We start from the raw sequence: 22,441 nt of genomic DNA on the forward strand, positions 1-22,441 counted from the left end.
TTGGCAGCAAGAGAGATGCTTGTGGTGTATTACGCGTTGAGGTTTCTTACTGAACAGCGAATCACCAATTCTGGTTGCACTTCAAAAACTTGTTGTTGGCTTTCTTTGTTTGCCAATCTTTCCATTAAGAGTTTGATAGCAGTTTTACCCAAGCGGTTTTTGGGTTGGTGGATTGTGGTCAGTGGCGGCGAGAAGAAACCGGCCAGATCAATGTTATCGTATCCGATGACTGAAATATCATGGGGAACATCCAGCCCCGCTTGACGAAATGTGCTGATTGCCGCCAATGCCATGATGTCATTGAAGCAGAATACCGCAGTAGGGCGATCTTCCTGAGCAACCAGTTTATTGGCCGCCTCTACCGTGGAGTCACATTCGAAATCCGCTTCAACCACCCAATCTGGATTGTAACGCAACCCCGCCTCTTCCAGCGCCTTGCGAAAGCCCTGAAGGCGTTCATGGCAAGTCAGCCTGTCCATTTGGCCCGAGATACAGCCAATTTTGGTATGACCATTGTCAATGAAGTGTTTGGTAGCAATGTAACCGCCAAGTTCTGCATTATCCTGGATGCGGTCTGTGTTTACGTGCCGGGTTCCCCAATCCATGACCACCATAGGTAAATCTTCCTTTTTTTCCAGCAGTGTCAGCAGTTCTTCATTCAAGTCGGTACACATGACCAAAAGACCATCAACACGTTTTTCAGCCAGCATACGCAGGTAATCACGTTGTTTGGAAAGGTTACCTTCAGTGTTACATAAGATCAGGGTGTAACCTTCGTTGTAGCAATACTCCTCAACACCATGTACGACCTCCGCAAAGAAAGGGTTAGTCGATTTGGTGACCAGCATACCAATAGTACGGGTAGTGTTACACTTCAAACTCCGTGCCACGGCGCTTGGTGCATAATTCAGTTCGTCAACCGCCGCCCATACTTTCTTGGTGGTATTCTCTGCAACAAAACGTGTCTTGTTGATCACGTGCGAAACAGTTGTTGTAGAGACACCAGCAAGGCGTGCGACATCTTTAATTGTTGCCATTCGGTAATCTTCTTATTGTTTTCTTTCTGCAGCCACCTTGCATAAGTGCTGCATATGTTTACGCCGCTTAACCGAACAGATGTGGATTGATGCAATCCGACGGTAAGTAAGCGGCGTATCAGGTCCGTTTTATCATGTCATTCCCTTCCCGCCAACGTGCACTGTTAGCACTTCAGTAATTCACCGGTTGGTGGACGGGCAGAAGAATTTGCGAGGCATTTGGTTGAATCCTACATAAAAAATTCAAGAGGTTATTAATGCCAATCGCTTGCGTTCACAGTTTAATGGCTATGCCAACGCGCCGCAATTATAGAATGAACGCAACGTCTATAAGGTTGATGCGCATCATGCTTACTACATACCTTGGCTACCTGATGACCTGCCAGAAAGCCAAAAGCCGGAACGAGTCCGGCTTGGGGGAGGTGATGTTTGCTGTTATTCGCCTTTCAGGAAGGCAAGGTCCAGTTTGATAAATGCGACCAAAAGGTTCGCGGCTGCCTGGTAGAAACCGAACGGGTCGAATTGCTGAACGGTTTGTTGGAACTGCTCAATCCACGGCATGATCATGGTTTCCAGAAAACGCAGTTGCTCTTGCATCATCGCTTCTTGGTTGTCTTCATCAGCTTCTTTGTTGGCAAGAATGACAAGGTTGCCCATGAAGTCCAATTCTATTGCCAGGTGGTCAAAAGGTTCGTTAAAGTCTTTACGCTGCGCGATACCGTACTTATCCATCCATTGGCCCATTTCCTCCGCGGGCTTGTCATTCAGTAAACCGGTTTTGCCAATATACATAGAAGCATAGGGCAGGGCGCCTGACTTTGGTGTGCTCAGGAAAAGCCCGCAAAAATCCGCGGCCAATTCCAGTTGAGCATCCTCACGGACTTTCAATTTTGCCAATACGTGGCGAAATTCAGCGACAGGGGCTTTCAGTTCTTCTGTCATCGCTAACACGGAATAGTAGTTGTCCATGTCGGCGCCATGGTAGTTGTCGAGGTCTTTTTGTGTCAGCTCAGTGGCAAACAGTGAAGACATCCACCAGTAAAACTCGGCGCGTTGCTCGTTAATGGCAATAAATTCTTGCATTGTCATTCTGGCCTTTGGTTAGCGTTGGGACTGAATACAGCTGTTATCAGTCTATACAAGTCGGAGTAAAAAAGGGCAGCCAAGCTGCCCTTTTTCTGCATACTGTCTTTTAAGCGATATCCATCGCCGGGAACAGTGGGTTAACGTCATCGATAGTGATAGGGCCACTAAAGCCAGTCACAGCAGGCACTTTACCTGTGTATTTCTCAATTTCAACCAGTGCAGTGTGTGCAGAGGTTGCCTGGGCCAGCTTCGAGGTACCAATATCAACGGTCAGTACGTTTGGATCGCCGTAAGTACACAAAGTACCGGGCTTGCCACCTTCCAGTGGTGCATACCACGCACCTTCGTGGATACGGCAAACGCCTGGCATGTAATCGTCAGTCACAACGGCACCTGCCAGTACCTGGCCGCGATCGTTGAACACGCGAACGATGTCACCGGTCTTGATACCACGTGCTTTTGCGTCTGCCGTGCTGATGTAGCAAGGCTCACGGCCAGCGACTGCATAGGTGCTGCGGTGCTCGTCAGAAGAACACAGCTGCGAGTGCAGACGGTGGTTCGGGTGGCAGCTTTGCAGGTGGATTGGGAACTTGTTCGACTTCGGACCACCGTGGCTACGCTCGACTTTCTCAAACCACATTGGGTGACCCTGACAGTCGTCATAACCCATGTCAGCGATAGTCTTACAATAGATTTCGATCAGGCCGGATGCCGTACCCAGTGGCTCAAGATCCGGCTCTTTACGGAATGCCGCGTGACGAACCCACTCAGTGCCATCTGGGAATGCAATGAACTGCTCTTCTTCCCAGAATTTAACGAAGTTAGGCATACGTACACCGATACCACGTCCTTGCAGGCGGGCACCGTTGTAGATTTCTTCGATCCACTCCATCTTTGTCTTGCCGCCGGTGAAGGCTTCTTCACGGCCAAAGCGGCTACATAGCTCACGGAAGATATCGAAATCGTCTTTCGATTCAAACATTGGCTCAACGATTTGTTTCATCGCGATGATGCCTTTGTTTGAATGGTTACCGAACTGCTCGATATCATTACGCTCGTAAGTGGTGGTTGCCGGCAGAACGATGTCAGCAAAGCGGCAGGTTGCTGTCCACTGGTGTTCAACACTCACTACCGTTTCCAGGTTACGCCACGCCTTGATCATGCGGTTGCGATCCTGATGGTGGTGGAACGGGTTGTTACCGCAGAAGATAGCCATCTTCATATGCGGGAATTTCACTTTGTGGCCGTTGAACTCAATGGTGCTGCCTGGGTTTTCAATACAGTCAACAAAACGTGCAACTGGGATGTAGCTTGAGTAGCCGTTGTAGCTGCCGTTGTAGATTGGATCAACGCCAGTCACTGAGTTGAAACCAGACATCAGCGGACCTGCAGAGGTGATAGTACCCGCATCGTTGTAGTGCCAGCCGAAGCCGAAGCCGCCACCGGGCAGACCAATTTGCCCCAGCATTGCTGCCAGAACAACGATCATCCACGCGTATTGTTCGCCGTGCTGCATACGTTGCAGACACCAGCCCGCGATGATCTGGGTGCGGCCACTTGCCATGGTGCGCGCCAGTTCGCGAATTTCGTCAGCAGGGATACCACAGATCTTCTCTGCCCACTCAGGGGTTTTGGCAACACCGTCTTTTTTACCCAGCAGGTAAGGCAGGAACTGCTCGAAGCCGGTGGTGTAGTCTGCCAGGAACTGCTCGTCGTGCAATTTCTCTGTGTAGAGCGTGTGTGCAATGGCCAGCATCAGTGGAACGTCAGTTTGTGGGTTAACCGGCACCTGCTTACCACCAAAGAACTTGTATGATTCGCTCTTCACAGGGTCAACGTGGATCACGTTGATTTCTCCTGCTTTTACTTTCTCAGCCAGTTGTTGGTAATAACCGTATACGCTGTGGTCGGGGATCAGCCAGCCAACTTGCAGGTTCTTGATTGGGTCAGAACCCCAAATGACGATGTTTTTCGCGTGCTTAAGAACCAGCGGCCATGAGGTTTGCTGTTCGTAAACCTCCATCGCGCCTGCGACATAAGGGAGGACGACCTGTGCAGAGCCGGTTGAGTAGTCACCGACTTTTGCCAGGTAAGTTCCGTGCAGGCCGATTGCACGCTGCATCATGGTGCCTGCCGTGTTGAATTTACCGCATGACTGCCAGCCGGAATGACCCGCGTACAGGGCGCTTGGACCGTAAGTGGTCTGAATACGCTCCAGCTCGTGATGGAAGAAGTCCAGCGCCTGAGACCATGGCACACGCACAAAGCGGTTATCACCGCGTTGGCTGGTGTCTGATTTCCAGCCGTGCTTCAGCCAATCGATGCGCACCATTGGATACTTGACGCGGGATGGGTTGTAAACCACTTCGCGAATACCGTTCAACATGGATGTTGGGTGAGGGTCATTCTCAAAAGGTATGGTATCTACCCAAATGCCATTTTCCACTTTGGCACGGAATGCGCCCCAGTGAGAACCGTGGATCACTTCACCAGAAAACGTATTTTTTACCTCTGTTGCAGCGAGTGCTTTGCGAGGTGCCAACAGGCTAGTGCCGATTACAACACCGGCACTGGCGGTTAACATGCCAGAGAGAAAACGACGGCGGGAAATGCCTTGCTGTTTTTCAGTCGCCATGTAGAAATCCTTATAGTTTTTAAGTCGTCAGGGCAGGCACACTCGGGTGTACCTGCCACTTATTGTTCTATTTGCTGATTAATGCGCGCCAGCACCGCCGGTATCTCTACCGTGGTTCTGCAGATATTTCAGCAGGGTACGTTCTTCCGTCTTACTTAGACGGTAGTACGCGCTCATTGCCTTCAGGTTTGAGATCCAGCCGTTGGCTGTGAAGTGACCTGGATCTGGTGCAGCGTGGCAAGAGTTACACGTAGAGGCATACATCTCTGATGCGTAATCCCATACAGGCTGGATGCTTTCCAGCATGCCGTCCTTGGTGATGTAAGCTTCAACCGCAACCTGTTTCCATGCAATGTTAGTTGCAGGGTCTACTTCCTCAGAAATAATGGTTTCGGTCGCTTTTACTGCACCACGGACGGTTGCCTTGAAGACACGTTTACCCATGTATTCGGTCATGACGCGGCCTTTACCATTGGTCTCAATCCAGCCTTGAACACGTACTTTAAACATGTCGCCTTCTTCGCCGATAACGTCAACTTCAGAAGCTGGCAGAAGTTGGCCTTCCACTTTGCCGTTAGCATCTGCCGTGGCGAACAGGCTCTTCTCTTCCAGCGAGTAGAGTTTTTTCGCTCCAGTCGGTGCAATCGCAGATGCAGAGAGGGTTTCAAAGGTCTTACGGAAACCACCCGCCATGTTAGGCAGTTCGTGAGCGATGCCTTTGTGGCATTCGATACACGCCATGTTTTCTTTTGCTGCCGGGATCATTTCTTTCATCGCCTGAACGGATTGTTTTTCATGATCCATGGCTTCATAGGAGTGGCATGTCGTACAAGTCTTGTAGTTTTCGTCAGACATGCGTTCCCACACTTTCTGGGCGAGCTCTAACCTGTGCTCCTCAAACTTTTCAGGCGTGTCGATCTTGCCTGTGATGAAGTGGTGGTAAACATCTTTATATGCGCCCAATTTGCGCAGAATTTTACCGGTGAAATCTTTCGGCTGGTGACAGTCCACACACTCAGCACGGATACCTTTTGCGTTACTGTAGTGAATAGATTGCTTATATTCCTCGTAGTTTTGTTGCATCGTGTGGCACGAGATACAGAACTCAGTTTTAGAGAAATAATCGAGAGACTTGTTCATCACGACGATACCAGTGACTGTAATAACAGCACCGATCAGCACCAAGGCGAGGATGGAATATTTCGCGCTTGGTTTCGTCAGCTTCTGCAATAGCTTTTTCATAAAAATGGATACACCCATAAAGTTCTTGTAGTTAGTGTTTGGACCCATTCCCGACGCGGGTTTGGAAGCAAGCCTGCGCACCATAGCTACATGTTTTTGATGCGTAATTTCGGTTAGGCATAGTAGCGATTGGATATGAACAGAGCTATGTATGGATATGAACAGTCGCGTGGGTAAATATAAAAAAATATGAACGGATTGTGGTTGTGATAGGGTGAATGGTGTGTAATTGTTGCGAATTGTAATGAATACCCAATATTTAGTGGTTAAAATGCATAAACGTGTATACAGATATTTAATTCAATGGGGGACATGCAATTCAAAAAATGCAATAACCATGAGATAAGTCAAAAATGTTACGATTTTTACTGCTAGAGTGCGCACCGTTATGATGAGTTGTGAACAGGCATGTAGTGAGTTATCACATTCTGGTCGTAGATGATGAAGTAGTGACCCGAACCATGGTTTCCAGCTACTTCGAAAAACAGGGATATCACGTCAGCCAGGCCTCTGACGGCAAGGAAATGCACAAAATTATGAATGAACATCGGGTTGATCTCATTATGTTGGATATCAACCTGCCGGGAGAGGATGGATTGATGCTGACCCGTCAGCTGCGCAGCACGTCGGATGTCGGGATCATTCTTATTACTGCAAGAGACGACAGCATTGATCGTATTGTGGGTCTTGAAATGGGGGCTGACGACTATTGTACCAAGCCACTGGAATTGCGTGAGCTTCTGGTTAGAGTTCGCAACCTGATGTGGCGGATTTCAAAGGCCAATAGCCAACCAGAGCTCGAGAGTTCAGTAAAAGATAATGGTAATGTAGTGAGCTTCAATGGATGGACATTTAATATTGAACGCCGCGCATTAAATAAAGGTGACACCGCGGTGAAACTGACCAAAGCAGAGTATGAAATGCTGGTGGCCTTTACGGCGAACCGTAACAGGGTGATGAGCCGTGAGCGTATCCTGAATTTGATCAGCCACCGTGTCGATGCACCAAACGACAGAACTATTGATGTCTTGGTTCGTCGTCTTCGCAACAAAATCGAAGTTGACCCGAAAAAACCGCAATTGTTTATCACTGTTCACGGTGAGGGTTACATGTTTGCGGGCAAATAGTGTTCACCCGTAAATATTGAGAGAGTTATGAATTACATTCCCTTTGAAGAATATAAACGTAAGTGGATTTTCACGCATCAGTCGATGCCTGTGGCAGAAGAAGATCGTGAGCACATAAAACCGATGACAGAATTGCGCGGAGCCCAGTTATGGCGTGATTTTATCAGCCAGCAAAGTCCGACGCCTGATCACTTCGGCAAAGGAGACTGGGCGAGCATGCGCAGTGTGTGGGAACAAGAGTCTGACTGGCAACACCCTTGGGATGAAGAAGGAGAGTTGCCGGAAGAGGTCATTGCGTTTTTTCCTTGGGAGGACAATGCAGTTGTCTATTTTTGTTACGATAAGAGCAACATTGTGGAAACCCGCTGGGGAATGTTTAAGAAATACTGGAAAAACTTCCTGTTCTATGGCGACAAGCCGTTGTTAGTGGCGAGAAAACGTAAAGAAGTGGCGATGTTTGAGCAAGATGGCACGGTAAAACTGGGCAAGCGCCCATAGCGTTGCTCAACAGGAGCTAAACAGGAATAGACAAGCCGGGATACTCTCCCGGTTTTTTTCGGTCTGATTTTTGCAGTAACTTTGTTTCGGGGAAAGTGTTTGCCGCTTACAAGAAGGGATGGTTGATGAAAAGGTTACTGCTGGGGTTGATGGTTTCAGGTTTGATGACCGGATGCAGCTATGTGTCGATTTACGGCGTGCATGGAAAGCTGTTAGCAACAGAACAGCAAATTATTGAATGTGAATACGAAACGGCATTAGACACGCTACAACGGTTTACTGTCATTGGCAGTAACAAAGAAAAAGCCTTGGCCTTTGAGTGGATGGGCGTGGTCTATCAGGAAAAAATGGATTTGGAAGCGTTTAATCATACCGTAGAGCGCTTTCTTTTCAGTGAAATGGGCAGGGCAGCAAACCGCGCCGATGTGATGCATAGATGGAATGATTCACGCAGGGTTATTCGTGAAAAACGGATTTATGAACGAGGTCGAGCTGAATGCGGTACGGATTTTTCCTTGTAATGAATTTCCTACGTTTCAGTAAACAGATTTCCATTTTCCGGCGTAACTGTGATCTTGTTTCCACAGTATTATCTGACTCGCAAAAATACTGCATCCCCATAAAATATAAGGAAACTTTCCTGTTTACCTCACAGTTTTCTTATTCATCAGGTACTAAATTACCCCTGTGTTCAAAATCAGCCAGTAATGCATGGCCGCCACTTACAGACGGATTTTGAACCAAAGACTTTCATTTCTTTCATTTGGTTTTATCAGCTGAAGGAAATTAATGAGAGGGCAGAACTCTAAATCTGCCAACGCAAAAACTCGAGGAAAACCAGCGTCGGTATTGGCCTATCGATGCTGGTTTTTTTTCATTTTCAGGTCAGTAAAACCTGTGCTATCAACGTAGAGCAACTACCTCTTCAGGATTCAACGCTAAACGAATGGGGGCACCATTTTCTAAATGCCCAGTACCACGCTGGTGCGGATCGTTGACCATCAGGATTTGCCCATCCACATCAATGCTATATCGCACCCAATGCCCAAGAAACTCCCTGTGTTTTACGTGCCCATTGAGCTCAATGGTGTTTGGCGGCAGTTCCGTATCGCTGATCTCCAGGCTCTGGGGACGGAACACTAGAGAAATCGGACCGTTTGAGGCTCGTTCAAACGGAAAGCGGATACCGGAAGGTGTTGTAAAGGTTTTTCCGTCACTCTGCTCGTGTATTTTTCCATCCAACACATTGGCGGTACCGAGAAAATCGGCCACAAACTTGTTCGCAGGATTGTCATAAAGCTCGATAGGCTCGCCAACCTGTTGGATAACTCCTTGGTCCAATACCGCAATTCGATCTGAAATTGTGTTGGCTTCTTCCTGGTCGTGAGTGACAAATATGGTGGTTAAGCCCAACTGGCGCTGAAGCTCCAGGAGATCGCGGCGCATCTGTTCCCTGAGGTTGGCATCCAGGTTTGATAAAGGCTCATCGAGCAACAGGACTCTTGGCTCTACAATAACCGTACGGGCAATAGCAACCCACTGCTGCTGGCCTCCGGACAATTGCGATGGGCGCCTTTTTGCCAGATGATAGAGGCCTACAAGGTTGAGGGCATTGTCTACCCGCTCTCTGATTTCTGCTGAAGGAACTTTTCGTTCCTCTAGACCGTAGGCGACATTCTGCCGCACGGTCATGTGTGGCCACAACGCATAACTTTGAAAGACCATACCAATATTGCGTCGCCATGGTGGAAGCGTTTTGATGTCTTCATCGCCGAGAAGGATGTGCCCTTTGGGCTCTGGTCCAAAACCCGCGATAGCGCGCAGTAACGTTGATTTTCCTGATCCAGATGGGCCAAGGAACACAAAAAACTCACCGGGTTTGATCTCCAGGTTCACGCCTTTTAATACTTCTGTTTCTCCAAAAGCAAGGGTGAGATCCTTAATAGTAATGCCGACTTGTTGGCTAGTGTTCGGTTGCATAGTCATTCCTTGTTTTTCGCCGTGTGCCTGGCGTGTGCGTTCAACAATGGTGTGTGAGAGATACGTTGCCAAGCCGACGATCACGACAGCAATAACGCCCAAAGCTGCTCCCGGTCCTCGGCCCGCCGCACTTTGCATGAAAAGGTAAAGGCCGTAGGCGAGGGGAGCGTCAGATTCCTGGGATACCAGCATGATGGTGGCCGAAAGTTCTACTGCAGCAGTGGCAAAAGACGTGACAAAACCAGCCAGAATGCCGGCCGCCATTAATGGAACGACAATACGGCGTATCGTGGTTGCCCTTGTCGCCCCAAGGTTTTCAGAAGCTTCTTCAAAAGAAGGGCTCACTTGCTGGAGTGCTGCGACGCAGGAACGTAAAGCATAGGGTAGGCGACGGACAGACAGTGCGATCACAATAATGCCCCACCACGTTGCCATAGACGTGCCAATAACCGGCAATTCCACATCGTAAAATGTGCGCAAATAGCCGATCCCCTGAACAACACCGGGTACAGCGAGAGCCGCCATGGCCCCAAAATCCAGCCATTTTCTTCCTGCGATCTTTGTGCGCCAGACGAGGTAAGCGATTGCGGTACCGAGTATGACGTCAATCAACCCAGCCAGACCGGCATAAAGCAGGGTGTTGGTGATAAATTCAGAAGCTTGAGTGATTGCAGTTGTGTAGTGATCAAGTGTGAAAGCATCCGGTAAGGGGCTGAAGCTCCAAATAGTGCCCAAAGAAAGCAGCAGAAGGGCGAAGTGTGGCGCCAGCACCAGCGCAAGGATGAGGCCTATTACTGCATAACAGCCAACCCTCTCTAAAGGACGGAGTTCGCGCTTTGAAAGACCGCCGCCACCCTTCTGGTTGGTCGAGTAATCTTTTCCTTTAAGTGACTGGAAAGAGACCCACAGTGCAAACGCAGAAAAGGCGACCAGAATGACGGATATTACATAACCCATCGGATCCGTGATCCCTACGGATGAAATGCGCAGGTAGGCTTGTGGTGCCAGCATATTGTTCACGTTCAACAACAGTGGCGTCCCCAAAATCAAAGACCTTTACAAATACCAATGATGCACCGGCAACATACCCGGGCATCGCCAACGGAAAGACAATGCGCCTGAATAGCCGTAATCCCGACGAGCCTAACGACTGTGCGGATTCTTCCATTGAGCGGTCAATGTTTTGCAATGCAGCGGATAAGTTGATCAAGATGAAAGGAAAATAATGGACACTTTGGACGAAAATGACGCCATTGAGTCCTTCCATCAAAGGAATGGTAAAGCCTAAATGCTCATCAAGCAGCAGGTTCATGCTCCCGTTTTCACCAAACAGCAATTGCATGGCAACGGCGCCAATAAAAGGAGGCATGATGAGCGGAACAATCCCGAGTGTCTGGATCAGTACGGTGCCACGAAACTGGAAACGACTGGTAAAATACGCAAGTGGCATAGCAATAATGGATGCCACAATGACCGACATAAACGCGACATAAAAAGAATTAAAGAAAGACTCCCGGAACAGGCTTGAACCGGAAAAGTCTTTAAAGTTAACCAGAGTGAGGGCACCACTGGGATCCTGGAAAGCAACAAAAATCACCTTCAGCACTGGAACAAATAAAAATATAACCACAAACAGTGCAATCAAAACTGCACTAAGGTAAAGGACCCAGTCTTCACGGACCTTACTCCAAAGCCCCTTTGAGCGGGCATGTGCGGGTTTATTGGACTGAGATAGAGAGACGTTGCTCATTGGATACTCCGTTATCCAGGGAAAGACACGCCCCAGCATTGTTTGCTGTTGTTACTGTCAGGGGCGTGGTTGTTTGACTAGAGAAGGTCGATAGCCTGTTCTACAAGTGCGGTGGCTTTGCTGTAATTCGCCAGTGTAGTTTTGTCCCAGTCCTGCTCTATCTCTGCTTGGCGGGCTTCGACTTTGTCTGTGGCTTTTTTGCGTTTTTTCGTGAAAATACCGGCGAATACAGGATCAGAAGCCTGCTCGGCTGTAATCGGTACCGCACCAACAAGGCGCTTGGCTTCTGCCACTAGCGCCAGGGCGTCAGTATTGTTGGCACCTTTGGCTTTTTCCTCGGCTTCCTGGATGGCTTTGGTGGCTTCACGTAATTTATCCAGTCGGTAAGTGATCATGACATCAAAGAGGCTGTTTACGACGTTATAGCGGGACTTCGAAACATCGAGATTGAAATCGACAGTCCCCAATTTTTGACCCGTAAACGGGTTCGGGAAGCCTTCCGGTGTGCTGGCATAGGCTGCCGGGTTTACCGGAAGACGCTGGATTTTTTTATCTAGCAAAAGCGCTTGCCCTTCTTCAGAAAGCAGAAAGTCGATAAATGCCCCGGCAGCTTCACTGTTAGGTGCATTTTTCACCATCCCCACATTGGCAGGGATAAGGGCCGTGACCGTAGGGTAATGAAAGTCGACGGGGAATCCGCTGGCTTTTGATGACAGGCCAAAGAAATCAATCACGATACCGATACCGAATGAACCACTGTTGACGCCATCAGGCACGCCAAAACTGCGTTCGGTGACGGTTTTAAAGTTTCCGGAGATAGCTTTGAGGGTTTCCCATCCTTGTTGCCAGCCTTCCCCTTGGAGAATTGCCTCAACGGTCAGGTGTGTCGTGCCTGAGCGTGAAGGCGCTGACATACCGACATGCTTGTGATAAACCGGCTTGGCCAGATCATGCCACTCCTTAGGCGTCGGCAGCTTTTTGGCTTTCATGTAACGCTCATTCCACATCATGCCATAACCGGAAAGCGCAAAGCCTTTATAGAAGCCATCAGGATCATTAATAGGAAAAGAGCCGACTTGTTCTGGGATACCGGTAATGGTGGAGGAATATGCGGTGAGAAGGTTGTTATCTTTCAGTACTTCAAATGCATCGGGTGCTGAAGCCCAGAAAATATCCGACTTATTATTGCCTGATGTCTCTTGTAAATATTTGATCCCCGCTGTGGTTTTTTGGACAGTACTTCGACGTTAATCCCAGGGTATTTTTGCTCAAAAGCCTTTTTATACACGTCAGTAACGTCATTAGGAAATGAGGTGACAATCACGAGACCTTTATCGGACATCGCCAGTGCGGAATTGCTGCTAAACGCAAGTATGAGTGAAGCGGCCAGAGTGGCTTTTACATACTTACCAATCGATCCTTGATAGTTGTTTACTGTCATAAAACACTCCACTTGATTGGATTGGGCGGAGGAATTCCTGCCCATCTTCATTCAGGCATTTCAAGCGTTGTGCTAATGTTGTTTGATTGTTAATGGTTTGATTTTTTAAAAAGTTTTTATTTCTTCATAAAGGTGTAATGTGTCGTTTTAAGCCATTTACGCGCGCGGAGTAGGTCAATATTGACCTACTCTTCACCACCTTTGCTCTCAACAAGATAGCTTTCTTTTTTGAGGCCAAATTTCTTCATTCGCAGATACAGGTTCTTACGCGGTATATCGAGATAGTCAGCGGCATTGGCAATGTGCCCATGAAACACCTTGAGTGTGTGATGGAGGACTGAGAACTCATACTGAGCCAATTGGTGTGCGAGTGAGTGACAAGATTCCGCATCATTGGTGAAGATAAGGTCAGAGATGCCAAGCACGATGCGATCTGCTTCGTTCATCAATTCTCTTACATTGCCGGGCCAATCGTGTGACATCAGTTGCTGGAAATGGAGGGAAGAAAGTGTCGGCGCTTTCTGGCCCAGTCTTTTTTCAGTCTCATAAAGAAAGTATCCGAGTAATTGGGGAATGTCCGATTTTCGCTCCCGTAATGGCGGAATATCGAGTGAAGCGATATTGAGGCGGTAGTATAAATCCTGCCGGAAAGTGCCTTTCTGGGATAGGGGCAGTAAATCCCCTTTTGCCGCCGACAGTACTTTCAGATCAACCTGTACGGGGTTCTGGCGATCTTCTCTTTTCCTGTGCCGGTTTCACCATTGATAACGATATTGACATCGGCATTTGCTAGGGTGAGTAAACGCTGTTTCAACTTTTGCATGATGTCCGACTGACCGATGAGGAGTTCGTCAATCGTGATATCACGCCGTGTATTTTGCCTCAGGCGCCTGTTTTCGATAGTCAGTGCCCGGTGCTGGCTGGCTTTCTCTGCGAGGCCAATAAGACGTTCTGGACGGAGCGGCTTTTCAACAAAGTCAAAGGCCCCGAGTTTGATGGCTTCAAGCGCGGTTTCTCGATTTCATATTGCTGAGGGCCAGGGTCTTTAAGCATGTCACCACATCCATGATTGATTTGCTTATCCCTTATTAGATCAAAGCCCCAGCCAAATGGCCAGGGCTTTGTCAGCAGTCTGAAAAGCCGCTTATGCGGCTTTTGGGGAAAAGGTGGTTAGTCCAGGATGTGTCTGGTCAACTCGATGATCTTGGGATAGGCAATGGTACTTTGCTGTGCGATGGTGCGTTGTTCGTCGAGTACTTCCTGAAGAATGTCATGTGTGGTCAACGGGTTAGCCAATACCACCCTGAACACGTTGGTGGCTCTGCGCTCAAGATAATCCGGTGTCAGGGTCGTACGGGAGACAAAAGTTTTTCCTGCTTCGCGTTGGCGCTTTTGAATAAAAACAGTGAGATCGTTCAAGTGCTGATGAAGCGCCTCTTTCTGCTCATGGTCTGCGTTCTGAAAGGCAAGACGCACGTTCTCGGGGACATAGCGGTAAGTGAGCAGGCAAAGTTCTGGTTTACTGACCAGTTCAAAATCGTGTTGCTGCGAAATGAGTGATGCAAAATATTCTGCTTTTTCCACGCTTTGGTCGATAAGCAGTTGATAGCCTTCCCGCCCTATAATGTTGAGGCTGGCATAAAGCAACATGGCCATGCCACTGCGTGAACCTTCTAAGGTGTGGCTGCCAAGGTCTTTCGACCCTTTCCGCAGGATGTAATTAGCGTGGTGTTCAATCGCCGAAACCATGGAAGGATCTTTGAAAATCACCATGCCAGCGCCCATAGGCACATACATCTGTTTGTGTGCGTCGATGGTGACGGAATCAGCGCGTTCAATCCCTTTCAATTTATGCCGTTGGTTGTGTGACATCAGGCTGGCACCCCCCCAGGCGGCATCGACGTGGAAATGGATCCCTTCACGCTCTGCAATATCTGCCATGGCATCCAGTGGATCAATATTGCCCGTTTCCGTGGTGCCGGCAACACCAACCAATGCGAAGACTTTGGTATTAGCCGATTTGAGTTCGGCAATTTTTTGCTCCAGTAAGTCGATACGGATTTTGTTGTTGGCATCGGTGGGTATCGCCACCAGTGATTGCCTGCCTATACCCAGAACATCCGCAGATTTCTTTAAGGAGTAATGGCCGCGTTCAGAAACCAGAATCGCCAGATCGTCATAGCCATAGTGGCGCATGGCGCGAAACAGGCCTTCTTCGGCAACGCCTTTAAACTTTCCCTGTGCCTTCAGCGTGGTATTACGTGCAACCCAAAGCGCCGTAATATTTGCGATGGTTCCGCCTGAACAAAATGCGCCAAGTGAATGCTCGGCGCTGTGCATCCAGCTTTGGTAGAAGCCCGCATCGCGGTCATAAATCAAATTGTGCAACATTCCCAGAACCTGTCGTTCCAATGGCGTGAAGGCTTTAGAGGTTTCTATTTTGACCGTGTTTTGGTTCAGGCCAATCATGATTTTGGATAATGGCATCAGGAAATAGGGGAGTGCTGATGTCATGTGGCCGATGAATCGTGGTGAGGAGGTATGGACAGACTGAGCGACCAGTTTTTCCAGCAAAAATTCCGTATGTTCTGACACAAACGTGGGTTTTTCAGGGATCTGGGCATGGCTGAAATCTTTTTCAATGTCAGTCAGAGAATAGTCCGTTGCAGCAATATGATCCTGCAAGAAACGATTCAGGTTCTGTGAAATTGCCTGTTCGATTCTGCCCAGTGTTGAATGGGGGGCTTCGGGCACGGTAAAAATGCGGTGAAGGCTTTCCAGTGACGCTTCCGCTGTCTTTGTTTCTGTAACCATCCGGGGTTCTTTATTTTCTAGTAATGGTTTTTTCTACACGATGTTTACCGAAGATACAACACAGCAGCCAATACGGGCAGTGAGAAATCAAACGGAAATGATCGTGTTCAAGGATGAGAAAAGGCCACCGAATATGAGCGGCCTTCGAAAGGTAGATTATTGCTTATCACAGCTGGTTTCAGCGATCTTAGACATGGCGTCGTTATACTGTTTCAATGGCACATCAATTTCTTTTGGGTGGCTAAGTAATGATGCCAATGCTGAGCGCAGGTCATAGTTACCTTCGTGGGCCTTGCCCTGACGGAATTCAAAGACTTTCTTCGCGGCATCAGCCAATTCCCCCCCCGAATTGCTCAGAATTTTCACGTCTTCTTGGGTCAGGCTTAGCCAGGATTCTACCGATGCGTCGAAGTTCAGCCTGGAAGGATCATTTTCCAGGTAATAATCGAATGCGTCTTGATTGAGCATGAAGTGGTTGCGGCGTCCTTCGAGAAACCAACTGGCTACGCCTTCGAGATCAGGATTTTTTTTGATAGTGAGGTCTACCAAGTTTTCGTACCAAGTAATGGAGGCATTTATATAGCTATGATATTTCTGGCTTACGCACAGAGTGTCCAGTTGCCCGATGTCTTTCGCAAACGACATACCAGGCACTAAAGCGGCAATGAGGAACAGGGCTGAACGACGCATGATTAAAATCCTTTTGTTCGAAGGTTGTTTCACGGGCTTATTTTAGTTTTCTTTAATACTACTGTTATACGTGAGTCTCAACAAGTGACAGAGATGCTCCATCTGATAACTGCTTACAAGCTGTCAGCAAGCACAGCAGCGCGGATGTACTTCATGGTTTCATTGATATCGACATTTTCGTCGTTGTAGAACCGGGAAATAACATCAAAAAGAGCAGCTTGTGATGCCCTGCCAATCGCCATGTTATGGGACAGGCTGGCCACTAAATTGTCTGTGGCTGCGGCTCTAAGGAAAGCCTGCATCGACGTTTGCGCGCAGGCATCAAACCCGGTCATATCAATATCGACACGTACTGGGATGGACCCCTTACTGAGATTGAACTCGCGCTGAAACTCTGGTTCAAGAATTAATTTGGCAAGCACCTGTTGAGACGTTGTGCTGTGTGATGCGCCATTTTTAAAAAATACAAAGCTGTCGATGTTGAAAGAGAACTGGTTCGCGGTACCGGGCGCCGGAATACAGAGAAAATCTTGCCCAGCTTTCTTTCCGGCGGCCAGAAACTCACCTTTCGCCCAATCGCCCATTATTTGCATCGCGGCTTTGCCTTGAATCACCAGAGAGGTGGTGTCACTCCAACTCCGTCCTGGCGAGTCAGCATCGGTATACTGCTTCATTCGGCGGAAGGTTTCGAGTGCTTTGCGCATCTTCTCTCCGGTCAGCAGGTCACTGTCTTTTTCAATAAATGCGCGGTGAAAGTCCTCTGTTCCCATTACAGCCAGGGCAATGGATTCAAACAGCGTGGTTTCTTGCCATGGCTCGTTGCCCAGCGCAAGGGGAATGTACCCGGCAGCTTTGATTTTTTCTGCCACGGTGAAAAAACCATCCAGTGTCGTTGGTGGTTCAACACCTACTTTTCTGAATATCTCTGGGTTTGCCCACAGCCAGTTTACTCGGTGAATATTGAACGGAACAGCAACATATTTCCCCTCTACTTTCAGGTAATCAGACACGCGACGCGGCAATAGTTCATTCCAGCGTTGTGTTTTGGCAACATCGTCAAGCGTTGTCAGAAAACCCAGCTTGCCCCATTCCTGAATTTCAGGGCCTTTTATCTGGGCGGCATCTGGCGGGTTGCCCGAAAGGGCACGGATACGTAGTGTGTTGATCGCACTTTGGCCTGCTCGGCCTGCTACAGCAAAGTCCTTCCAGGTATGGCCTTCCTGCATCATTTTATTTTTCAGCGTGTTGACAGAGCGGGCTTCACTGCCACTGGTCCACCAATGCAGCACTTCGATTTCATTTTTTTCTGCTGCATAGATGTGTGATGTGTAGGCAGGCAGGGAAAAGGTCAGTGCGAATAAAAGGGGTGACAATGTTTTCATTGATTACGTCCTGGGGAATGCAATATCGATTTGAAGGCCACCTTCTGTGCGGTTTGACAGGATGATTTCGCCGCCGTGTGCCCGGATAATATTCTTTGCAATGCCTAACCCCAATCCGGTTCCATGCAAATCGGTATGTAGGCGGAAGTAGGGGTCAAACACTTTTTTCAGGAAAGCTTCCGGAATACCCGGCCCCTTGTCTATCAACGTAATATCCAGAGATTTTTCATTATCATGGACATAAACAGAGACTTCGTTCCCATATCTCACGCCGTTGTCAATGAGATTGGTCAGGCAGCGTTTGAATGCCAGTGGTTTACAGTAAAACGCGCGCTTTTGTTCGCCTAAAATGTGCACGCGCTCCTGTTGCTGATTATGGACTTCCGCAATGCTGCTGAGGATTTGCAGAACATCGAGTTGGCTCACGTTTTCATGAATATCCGTGTCTTTAACGGTTTGCAGCGCACCTTTAACCATGATTTCCAGTTCATCGAGGTCCTTATTGATTTTCATTGCCTGTACTTCGTCATCAATCAGCTCTGCGCGAAGGCGAAGACGGGTGATAGGCGTTTTTAAATCGTGCGAGATTGAGCTGAAAAGCTTTTCGCGATCATGCATATAGCGTTGCAGTCGTTTTTGCATCAGATTAAAGGCGCGGGTCACTGTCGTAATTTCACTTGCCCCTTCTTCGATCAACTCTGGTTGTTTAATGTCAGTACTCAGGCGGTTTGCAGCCAGGGCGAGACGTTTGAGTGGACGGGTCTGGTTCTGGATCAGGGTAAAGGTAAACACCAGCAAAAGAGTCGTAATGGCCACCAGAAAGACGATTTGGTCGGCGTTGATTAAATCGTTTTCGAGTGTGATGTAGGGCGCCGGTAAAATCGCAGCAATATACACCCACTGGCCTTCTGTTAGTTCAATCTGAACGACCAGAATCGGCGGGTTGAGCGGTTCAAGGCTTAGGGTATGGTGTGCCCATGACTTGGGTAAATCTGACAACAGCAAGCTGTTGTTCAGTACCTTAAGGGTTTCAGGGCGTGAGAAGTCGACCGTTATTTTGTTCACGTTTGGAAGCTCTTTGCGAAGTACATTTTCAATGGTGCTGATTGCTTCGGTTTTTGAACGTGTTTCCGGAATGGGCTCAATGTGGATCTCTTCGGTATTGAAGGACACAAAAAAACGGGCTCCCCCCATGTTTCTTAATTGGTCGAGTGCGATATGACGGTACTCGACGGGCAGCGATTGGAAAAACGTGGTGGTGGAAGCAAACATTTGCGCCATGCTTTCCGACGTTGCTTTCAGGCCTTCTACTTCCCGTTGTTTTGACTGTGCGTACCAGAAGAAGCTAGCAACACTTTGCGCGAGGATGACTGACAGGACAGTTAACAACAGGGTGCGCGATAGCAGAGAACGTGGCCAGAAATAAGCCTTGATATTAAGATTCATATGTGATGTCTGCGACGAACATGTAGCCGTTGCCCCGTACGGTTTTGATAATGGTCGATTGGCGGCCGTTGTCTTTTAGTCTCTGGCGAAGGCGGCTTACTTGCACATCGATGCCACGCTCCTGTGGTTGCGCATCGCGTCCACGGGTAGCGTTGGAGATTGCATTGCGATCGAGCAGGGTATTCGGGCTTTCAATAAACAGCATCAGCAGCGCGAAATCAGCAGAAGTCATTTCGACTTCTTGGCCCGTTACCAGATGGTTTAGCCGTTGGGCGACCGGATCCAAACGCCATTGTGCAAAACGGATTGCCTTCGGTTTAGACAGGGTGGTTTCCTGTAGCTGCTGGGTGCGGCGGAGCAATGCGCGGATGCGGGCAACCAGTTGTCTGGGGCTGAAAGGTTTGGCGATGTAATCATCTGCCCCCAGTTCTAGGCCGATAATCTGGTCGGTCTCATCAGAAACGGCAGTGAGCATGATAATAGGCACACTGGAATCCTGACGCACATACTTACAAAGGGTGAATCCGTCATCACCGGGAAGCATGATATCCAGAAGGATCAGATCGGGATATTGCACGGCCAGTTTTGCTTTCATCTCCTGCCCATTTTGAGCGGTTGTGACGTTATAGCCAGCTTTAGACAAGTACTCTTGAAGCAGTTCGCGGATTTCTAAATCGTCATCCACCACCAGGATCCGCTTCTGATTGATCATGAATGGTTTTCCCCATTTTTTAGACAAATATCCTGTTATTATCTTAGAGAAAAGGGTGCGTTTCTATAGAACGATACGCAATTTGAGTGCACAGAACCAAACAAATAGCGAATTTGAACAAAAAAGAACCCCAGATATACCGGGGTTCGAAAAGCGTGTTAAGGGGGATGGATTACTTGTCCGAGGCCATTGCCCGTCGGATGCAGTACGCTGCGCCACCCCAGGTGATACTGAAACCAATCAGCATCATAATGATTGCTCCTGTTGTCATGCGCTTGCCTCCTGTGAGTCTTCTACAGTGTCTTTCGCTGGGCGAGAAACCACATTAACAATAATCCCGACAACAACCAGTGCCACTGTCAGGCCCCAACCTAGGACCAGTAAGTCACTTTGTGTATAACCGCCGTACCCTTCGTTGACTGTGTTCAACAGGTTAGTTCCTACGATCCATGCCAGCATCAGTGGACTGATAAAACGGACACAGACTTCCAGCCATGCACCAACGGAAAACTCAGAGACGTTGTTAACGTGATCACGGATATCAGACACTTTGATCAACCAACCCAGAATGACCAGCTCAATCAGACAGCTCGCCAGCAGGGCAACGTTATTTATGAAATAGTCCACCAGATCCAGCAGCAACAGACCGCCATTGGTTGCAAATGCCATGGATACCACAAAGCCAATACCGCAAACGGTAGAGGCTGCGACCTTACGGCTGATATTGAGCTTGTCGATGATGGCAGACGTCACGGCTTCAATGATCGAGATGTGTGAACTCAGACCAGCAACAACCAACGCTAAAAATAACAGCGGACCAAGGAGGTAGGGCACAGGTAGCAGGTTAATCGCCTGTGGTAATGTGATAAATGCCAAGCCAACACCACCGCTGACCACGTCAGTCAGCGCTTTACCTTGTTCCTGTGCCATGTAACCCAGGATAGAAAAGATAAGGACACCGGCCAGAATTGAGAAACCACAATTGATCAACACGGTCATAAAGGCATTGTTCGTGACATCAGATTTTTTTGGCAAATAGCTCGAATACGCCAACATGATGGCAAAGCCAACAGACAGGGTGAAGAAGATTTGGCCGTAAGCGGCTGACCACACTTTAGTGTCAGTCAGTTTGCTAAAATCAGGTGTAAACAGATAGTTGAGGCCTTCAACGGCACCAGGCAGGGAGGATACGCGTGCAATCAGCAGAATGATCATGATAAACAGCACGGGCATCAGGACTTTATTCGCACGCTCGATACCGCCTTTGATACCAGTAAACACGGCAGCAAATGTGATCGCCCAGGCGATGGCCATCGGGATGGCAATGTGAAGCTGCCAGCTCCCCAGATTACTTGGGGAGTTTTCGCCCAGTTTCAGGTATTCACTGAAGAAAAACGCATTGGTGTCTGTGCCCCAGCTTTGGTCGAATGCAAAGCCTACATAGGACATCGCCCAACCAATGACTGCAACGTAATAAACGCCGATCACTGCTGCAATGCCCACCTGAAACCAGCCCAGCCATTCAAATTTGGTATTCAGCTTTGAAAACACCACAGGGGCAGAACCACGAAGTTTATGGCCAAGGCCAAATTCCATGATCATAAATGGGATACCTGCGGTCAGCATGGCGAAAAGGTAAGGAACAAAAAAAGCGCCACCGCCGTTTTCATACGCCATATAGGGGAAACGCCAAATGTTCCCCAAGCCGATTGCGGAGCCCACTGCCGCGAGGATAAACCCTGCGCGAGAGCCCCAGACTTCTCTAGTCATAACTTCTCCTTGTTATTGATAACACCCGTCCTTGTAGTGTTTGCAGGTGACTGTGTGTCGCCCTGTTATGTGTTATCCGTGTTTAATAGGCAGATGGAATAGGTGTCGTTACTGCCTTTTAACGCGAGGTTGCGGGTGTTGGTTCAACCATGTTGTGTTTGGAATGTTTTCCCATCACGTTTAGCAAAATAATCTTCTGCCGGTGAGGTTAAAGGCAGGTTAAGCATTGGTTACTGGTAAATCAATAGCGTGAATCTCTTATGTTTGCACTGTATTTATTGTAAACGTTCCGTATGAATAAGCATGGATGGTGTGTTTTAGGATATAGGCAGTATATTTCCAGTGATTTGAGCTATTGATGTGAATTCTATTAGCAGAAAGTTGCGATCTTTTTTGGGATTGGTTTGAATGGAAAATAAGCAAAATTGTGTGTTGGGTCGAATTTGATGGAAAGAGAGCAAAAGTTCCACATTGATTTAAGATGAGTGGGGATATTCGGACTGGATAATAAAAAGTAATGACTTTCTTATAAATATAACTAATTAAAAAATAGCATTAAATTACAACTGATTTTGAAATCTTATAATGAATGCAGGTTAATGTATTGTTATGAGATTTGAGGGTGAAAATGAAGTTTATGCGTCTCACAGATGGACAGACTAGCTGCTGTAAAGGCATTTTTTATGCAAGGTGAGTGATTTATTGAAAATGTTTCAATGTGTTATCTATCTTCAAGTGTTTGACAGCTTAAGATTCTGTCACTCATCGTAATAGAGGGGCTTTGCTTTGCGTCACAAAATGAAACAATTGCGTCAGGAAATAGAGGATCGG

At 48.1% G+C, this 22,441-nt stretch carries 20 protein-coding genes and 1 pseudogene; 3 read left to right on the forward strand and 18 right to left on the reverse strand.

The features are described from left to right. Positions 1 to 29: 29 nt before the first annotated feature. From purR to torC, 4 genes are all read right to left on the reverse strand, one after another. Positions 30 to 1,037 carry an HTH-type transcriptional repressor PurR gene (gene purR / locus AC6IB1_RS08630; RefSeq protein WP_005505732.1) on the reverse strand — a complete coding sequence of 336 codons (1,008 nt, stop codon included), beginning with the start codon at positions 1,035 to 1,037 and terminating at the stop codon, positions 30 to 32. A 435-nt stretch (positions 1,038 to 1,472) separates the two neighbouring features. Continuing rightward, positions 1,473 to 2,120 (reverse strand): molecular chaperone TorD, encoded by a 648-nt coding sequence (gene torD, locus AC6IB1_RS08635; RefSeq protein ID WP_497568675.1) that lies wholly within the window; start codon positions 2,118 to 2,120, stop codon positions 1,473 to 1,475. A 109-nt stretch (positions 2,121 to 2,229) separates the two neighbouring features. After that, the gene (gene torA, locus AC6IB1_RS08640; RefSeq protein ID WP_497568676.1) at positions 2,230 to 4,758 is read right to left on the reverse strand and encodes a trimethylamine-N-oxide reductase TorA; all 2,529 of its coding nucleotides are present in this window, start codon (positions 4,756 to 4,758) and stop codon (positions 2,230 to 2,232) included. A gap of 78 nt (positions 4,759 to 4,836) precedes the next feature. After that, complete coding sequence (gene torC, locus AC6IB1_RS08645) at positions 4,837 to 6,000, reverse strand: pentaheme c-type cytochrome TorC (RefSeq protein WP_497568677.1); 1,164 nt, start codon at positions 5,998 to 6,000, stop codon at positions 4,837 to 4,839. Positions 6,001 to 6,413: 413 nt separating this feature from the next. Between torC and torR the strand changes: the two genes are divergently transcribed. The 3 genes from torR to AC6IB1_RS08660 all read left to right on the forward strand — a co-directional run bounded on the left by torR (position 6,414) and on the right by AC6IB1_RS08660 (position 8,146). Continuing rightward, a complete protein-coding gene (torR, locus tag AC6IB1_RS08650; protein ID WP_497569117.1) occupies positions 6,414 to 7,127 on the forward strand; it encodes a two-component system response regulator TorR in 714 nt (237 codons plus the stop codon). Positions 7,128 to 7,154: 27 nt separating this feature from the next. Beyond that, complete coding sequence (locus AC6IB1_RS08655; RefSeq protein WP_497568678.1) at positions 7,155 to 7,625, forward strand: DUF2947 domain-containing protein; 471 nt, start codon at positions 7,155 to 7,157, stop codon at positions 7,623 to 7,625. Positions 7,626 to 7,750: 125 nt separating this feature from the next. Next, the gene (locus AC6IB1_RS08660) at positions 7,751 to 8,146 is read left to right on the forward strand and encodes a hypothetical protein (protein ID WP_497568679.1); all 396 of its coding nucleotides are present in this window, start codon (positions 7,751 to 7,753) and stop codon (positions 8,144 to 8,146) included. Positions 8,147 to 8,528: 382 nt separating this feature from the next. On the opposite strand, the gene AC6IB1_RS18615 is transcribed toward AC6IB1_RS08660, so the two are convergent. The 14 genes and pseudogenes from AC6IB1_RS18615 to AC6IB1_RS08725 form a co-directional block, all read right to left on the reverse strand. Further along, positions 8,529 to 10,562, reverse strand: a complete 2,034-nt coding sequence (locus AC6IB1_RS18615) for an ATP-binding cassette domain-containing protein (RefSeq protein ID WP_503693178.1) — start codon at positions 10,560 to 10,562, stop codon at positions 8,529 to 8,531. Next, positions 10,489 to 11,355: an ABC transporter permease gene (locus AC6IB1_RS18620; RefSeq protein WP_503693150.1), complete on the reverse strand. Its 867-nt coding sequence runs from the start codon at positions 11,353 to 11,355 to the stop codon at positions 10,489 to 10,491. Before AC6IB1_RS18620 ends, AC6IB1_RS18615 begins: the two co-directional genes overlap by 74 nt. 77 nt (positions 11,356 to 11,432) lie before the next feature. Next, on the reverse strand, positions 11,433 to 12,569 hold the full coding sequence (locus AC6IB1_RS08675; protein WP_503693179.1) for an ABC transporter substrate-binding protein: 1,137 nt from the start codon (positions 12,567 to 12,569) through the stop codon (positions 11,433 to 11,435). Then, positions 12,488 to 12,796 (reverse strand): hypothetical protein, encoded by a 309-nt coding sequence (locus AC6IB1_RS18625; RefSeq protein WP_503693152.1) that lies wholly within the window; start codon positions 12,794 to 12,796, stop codon positions 12,488 to 12,490. The genes AC6IB1_RS08675 and AC6IB1_RS18625 overlap by 82 nt, the downstream gene beginning before the upstream one ends. Positions 12,797 to 12,981: 185 nt before the next feature. Next, the gene (locus AC6IB1_RS08680; protein WP_497568680.1) at positions 12,982 to 13,242 is read right to left on the reverse strand and encodes a helix-turn-helix domain-containing protein; all 261 of its coding nucleotides are present in this window, start codon (positions 13,240 to 13,242) and stop codon (positions 12,982 to 12,984) included. Positions 13,243 to 13,275: 33 nt separating this feature from the next. Continuing rightward, positions 13,276 to 13,503: pseudogene (locus AC6IB1_RS08685) on the reverse strand (sigma 54-interacting transcriptional regulator); the annotation flags it as partial. Further along, positions 13,500 to 13,619, reverse strand: coding sequence for a sigma 54-interacting transcriptional regulator (locus AC6IB1_RS08690; RefSeq protein WP_497568681.1), 120 nt, complete (start codon positions 13,617 to 13,619; stop codon positions 13,500 to 13,502). The gene AC6IB1_RS08690 and the pseudogene AC6IB1_RS08685, both read right to left, overlap by 4 nt. Positions 13,620 to 13,966: 347 nt before the next feature. Next, positions 13,967 to 15,610 (reverse strand): pyridoxal-dependent aspartate 1-decarboxylase PanP, encoded by a 1,644-nt coding sequence (gene panP, locus AC6IB1_RS08695; protein WP_497568682.1) that lies wholly within the window; start codon positions 15,608 to 15,610, stop codon positions 13,967 to 13,969. Between the two features lie 156 nt (positions 15,611 to 15,766). Then, positions 15,767 to 16,300 (reverse strand): hypothetical protein, encoded by a 534-nt coding sequence (locus tag AC6IB1_RS08700; RefSeq protein WP_497568683.1) that lies wholly within the window; start codon positions 16,298 to 16,300, stop codon positions 15,767 to 15,769. A gap of 113 nt (positions 16,301 to 16,413) precedes the next feature. Beyond that, positions 16,414 to 17,682, reverse strand: coding sequence for an ABC transporter substrate-binding protein (locus AC6IB1_RS08705; protein WP_497568684.1), 1,269 nt, complete (start codon positions 17,680 to 17,682; stop codon positions 16,414 to 16,416). 3 nt (positions 17,683 to 17,685) lie between these two features. Beyond that, positions 17,686 to 19,128, reverse strand: coding sequence for an ATP-binding protein (locus tag AC6IB1_RS08710; RefSeq protein ID WP_497568685.1), 1,443 nt, complete (start codon positions 19,126 to 19,128; stop codon positions 17,686 to 17,688). Continuing rightward, positions 19,118 to 19,840: a response regulator gene (locus AC6IB1_RS08715; protein ID WP_497568686.1), complete on the reverse strand. Its 723-nt coding sequence runs from the start codon at positions 19,838 to 19,840 to the stop codon at positions 19,118 to 19,120. The genes AC6IB1_RS08710 and AC6IB1_RS08715 overlap by 11 nt, the downstream gene beginning before the upstream one ends. A 172-nt stretch (positions 19,841 to 20,012) precedes the next feature. Next, entirely contained in the window at positions 20,013 to 20,111 is a 99-nt protein-coding gene (locus AC6IB1_RS08720; RefSeq protein ID WP_497568687.1) for a MetS family NSS transporter small subunit, read from the reverse strand. Next, positions 20,108 to 21,610: a sodium-dependent transporter gene (locus AC6IB1_RS08725; protein WP_497568688.1), complete on the reverse strand. Its 1,503-nt coding sequence runs from the start codon at positions 21,608 to 21,610 to the stop codon at positions 20,108 to 20,110. The genes AC6IB1_RS08720 and AC6IB1_RS08725 overlap by 4 nt, the downstream gene beginning before the upstream one ends. Between the last annotated feature and the right edge of the window lie 831 nt (positions 21,611 to 22,441).

It is taken from the genome of Grimontia sp. THUN1695, assembly GCF_059704325.2.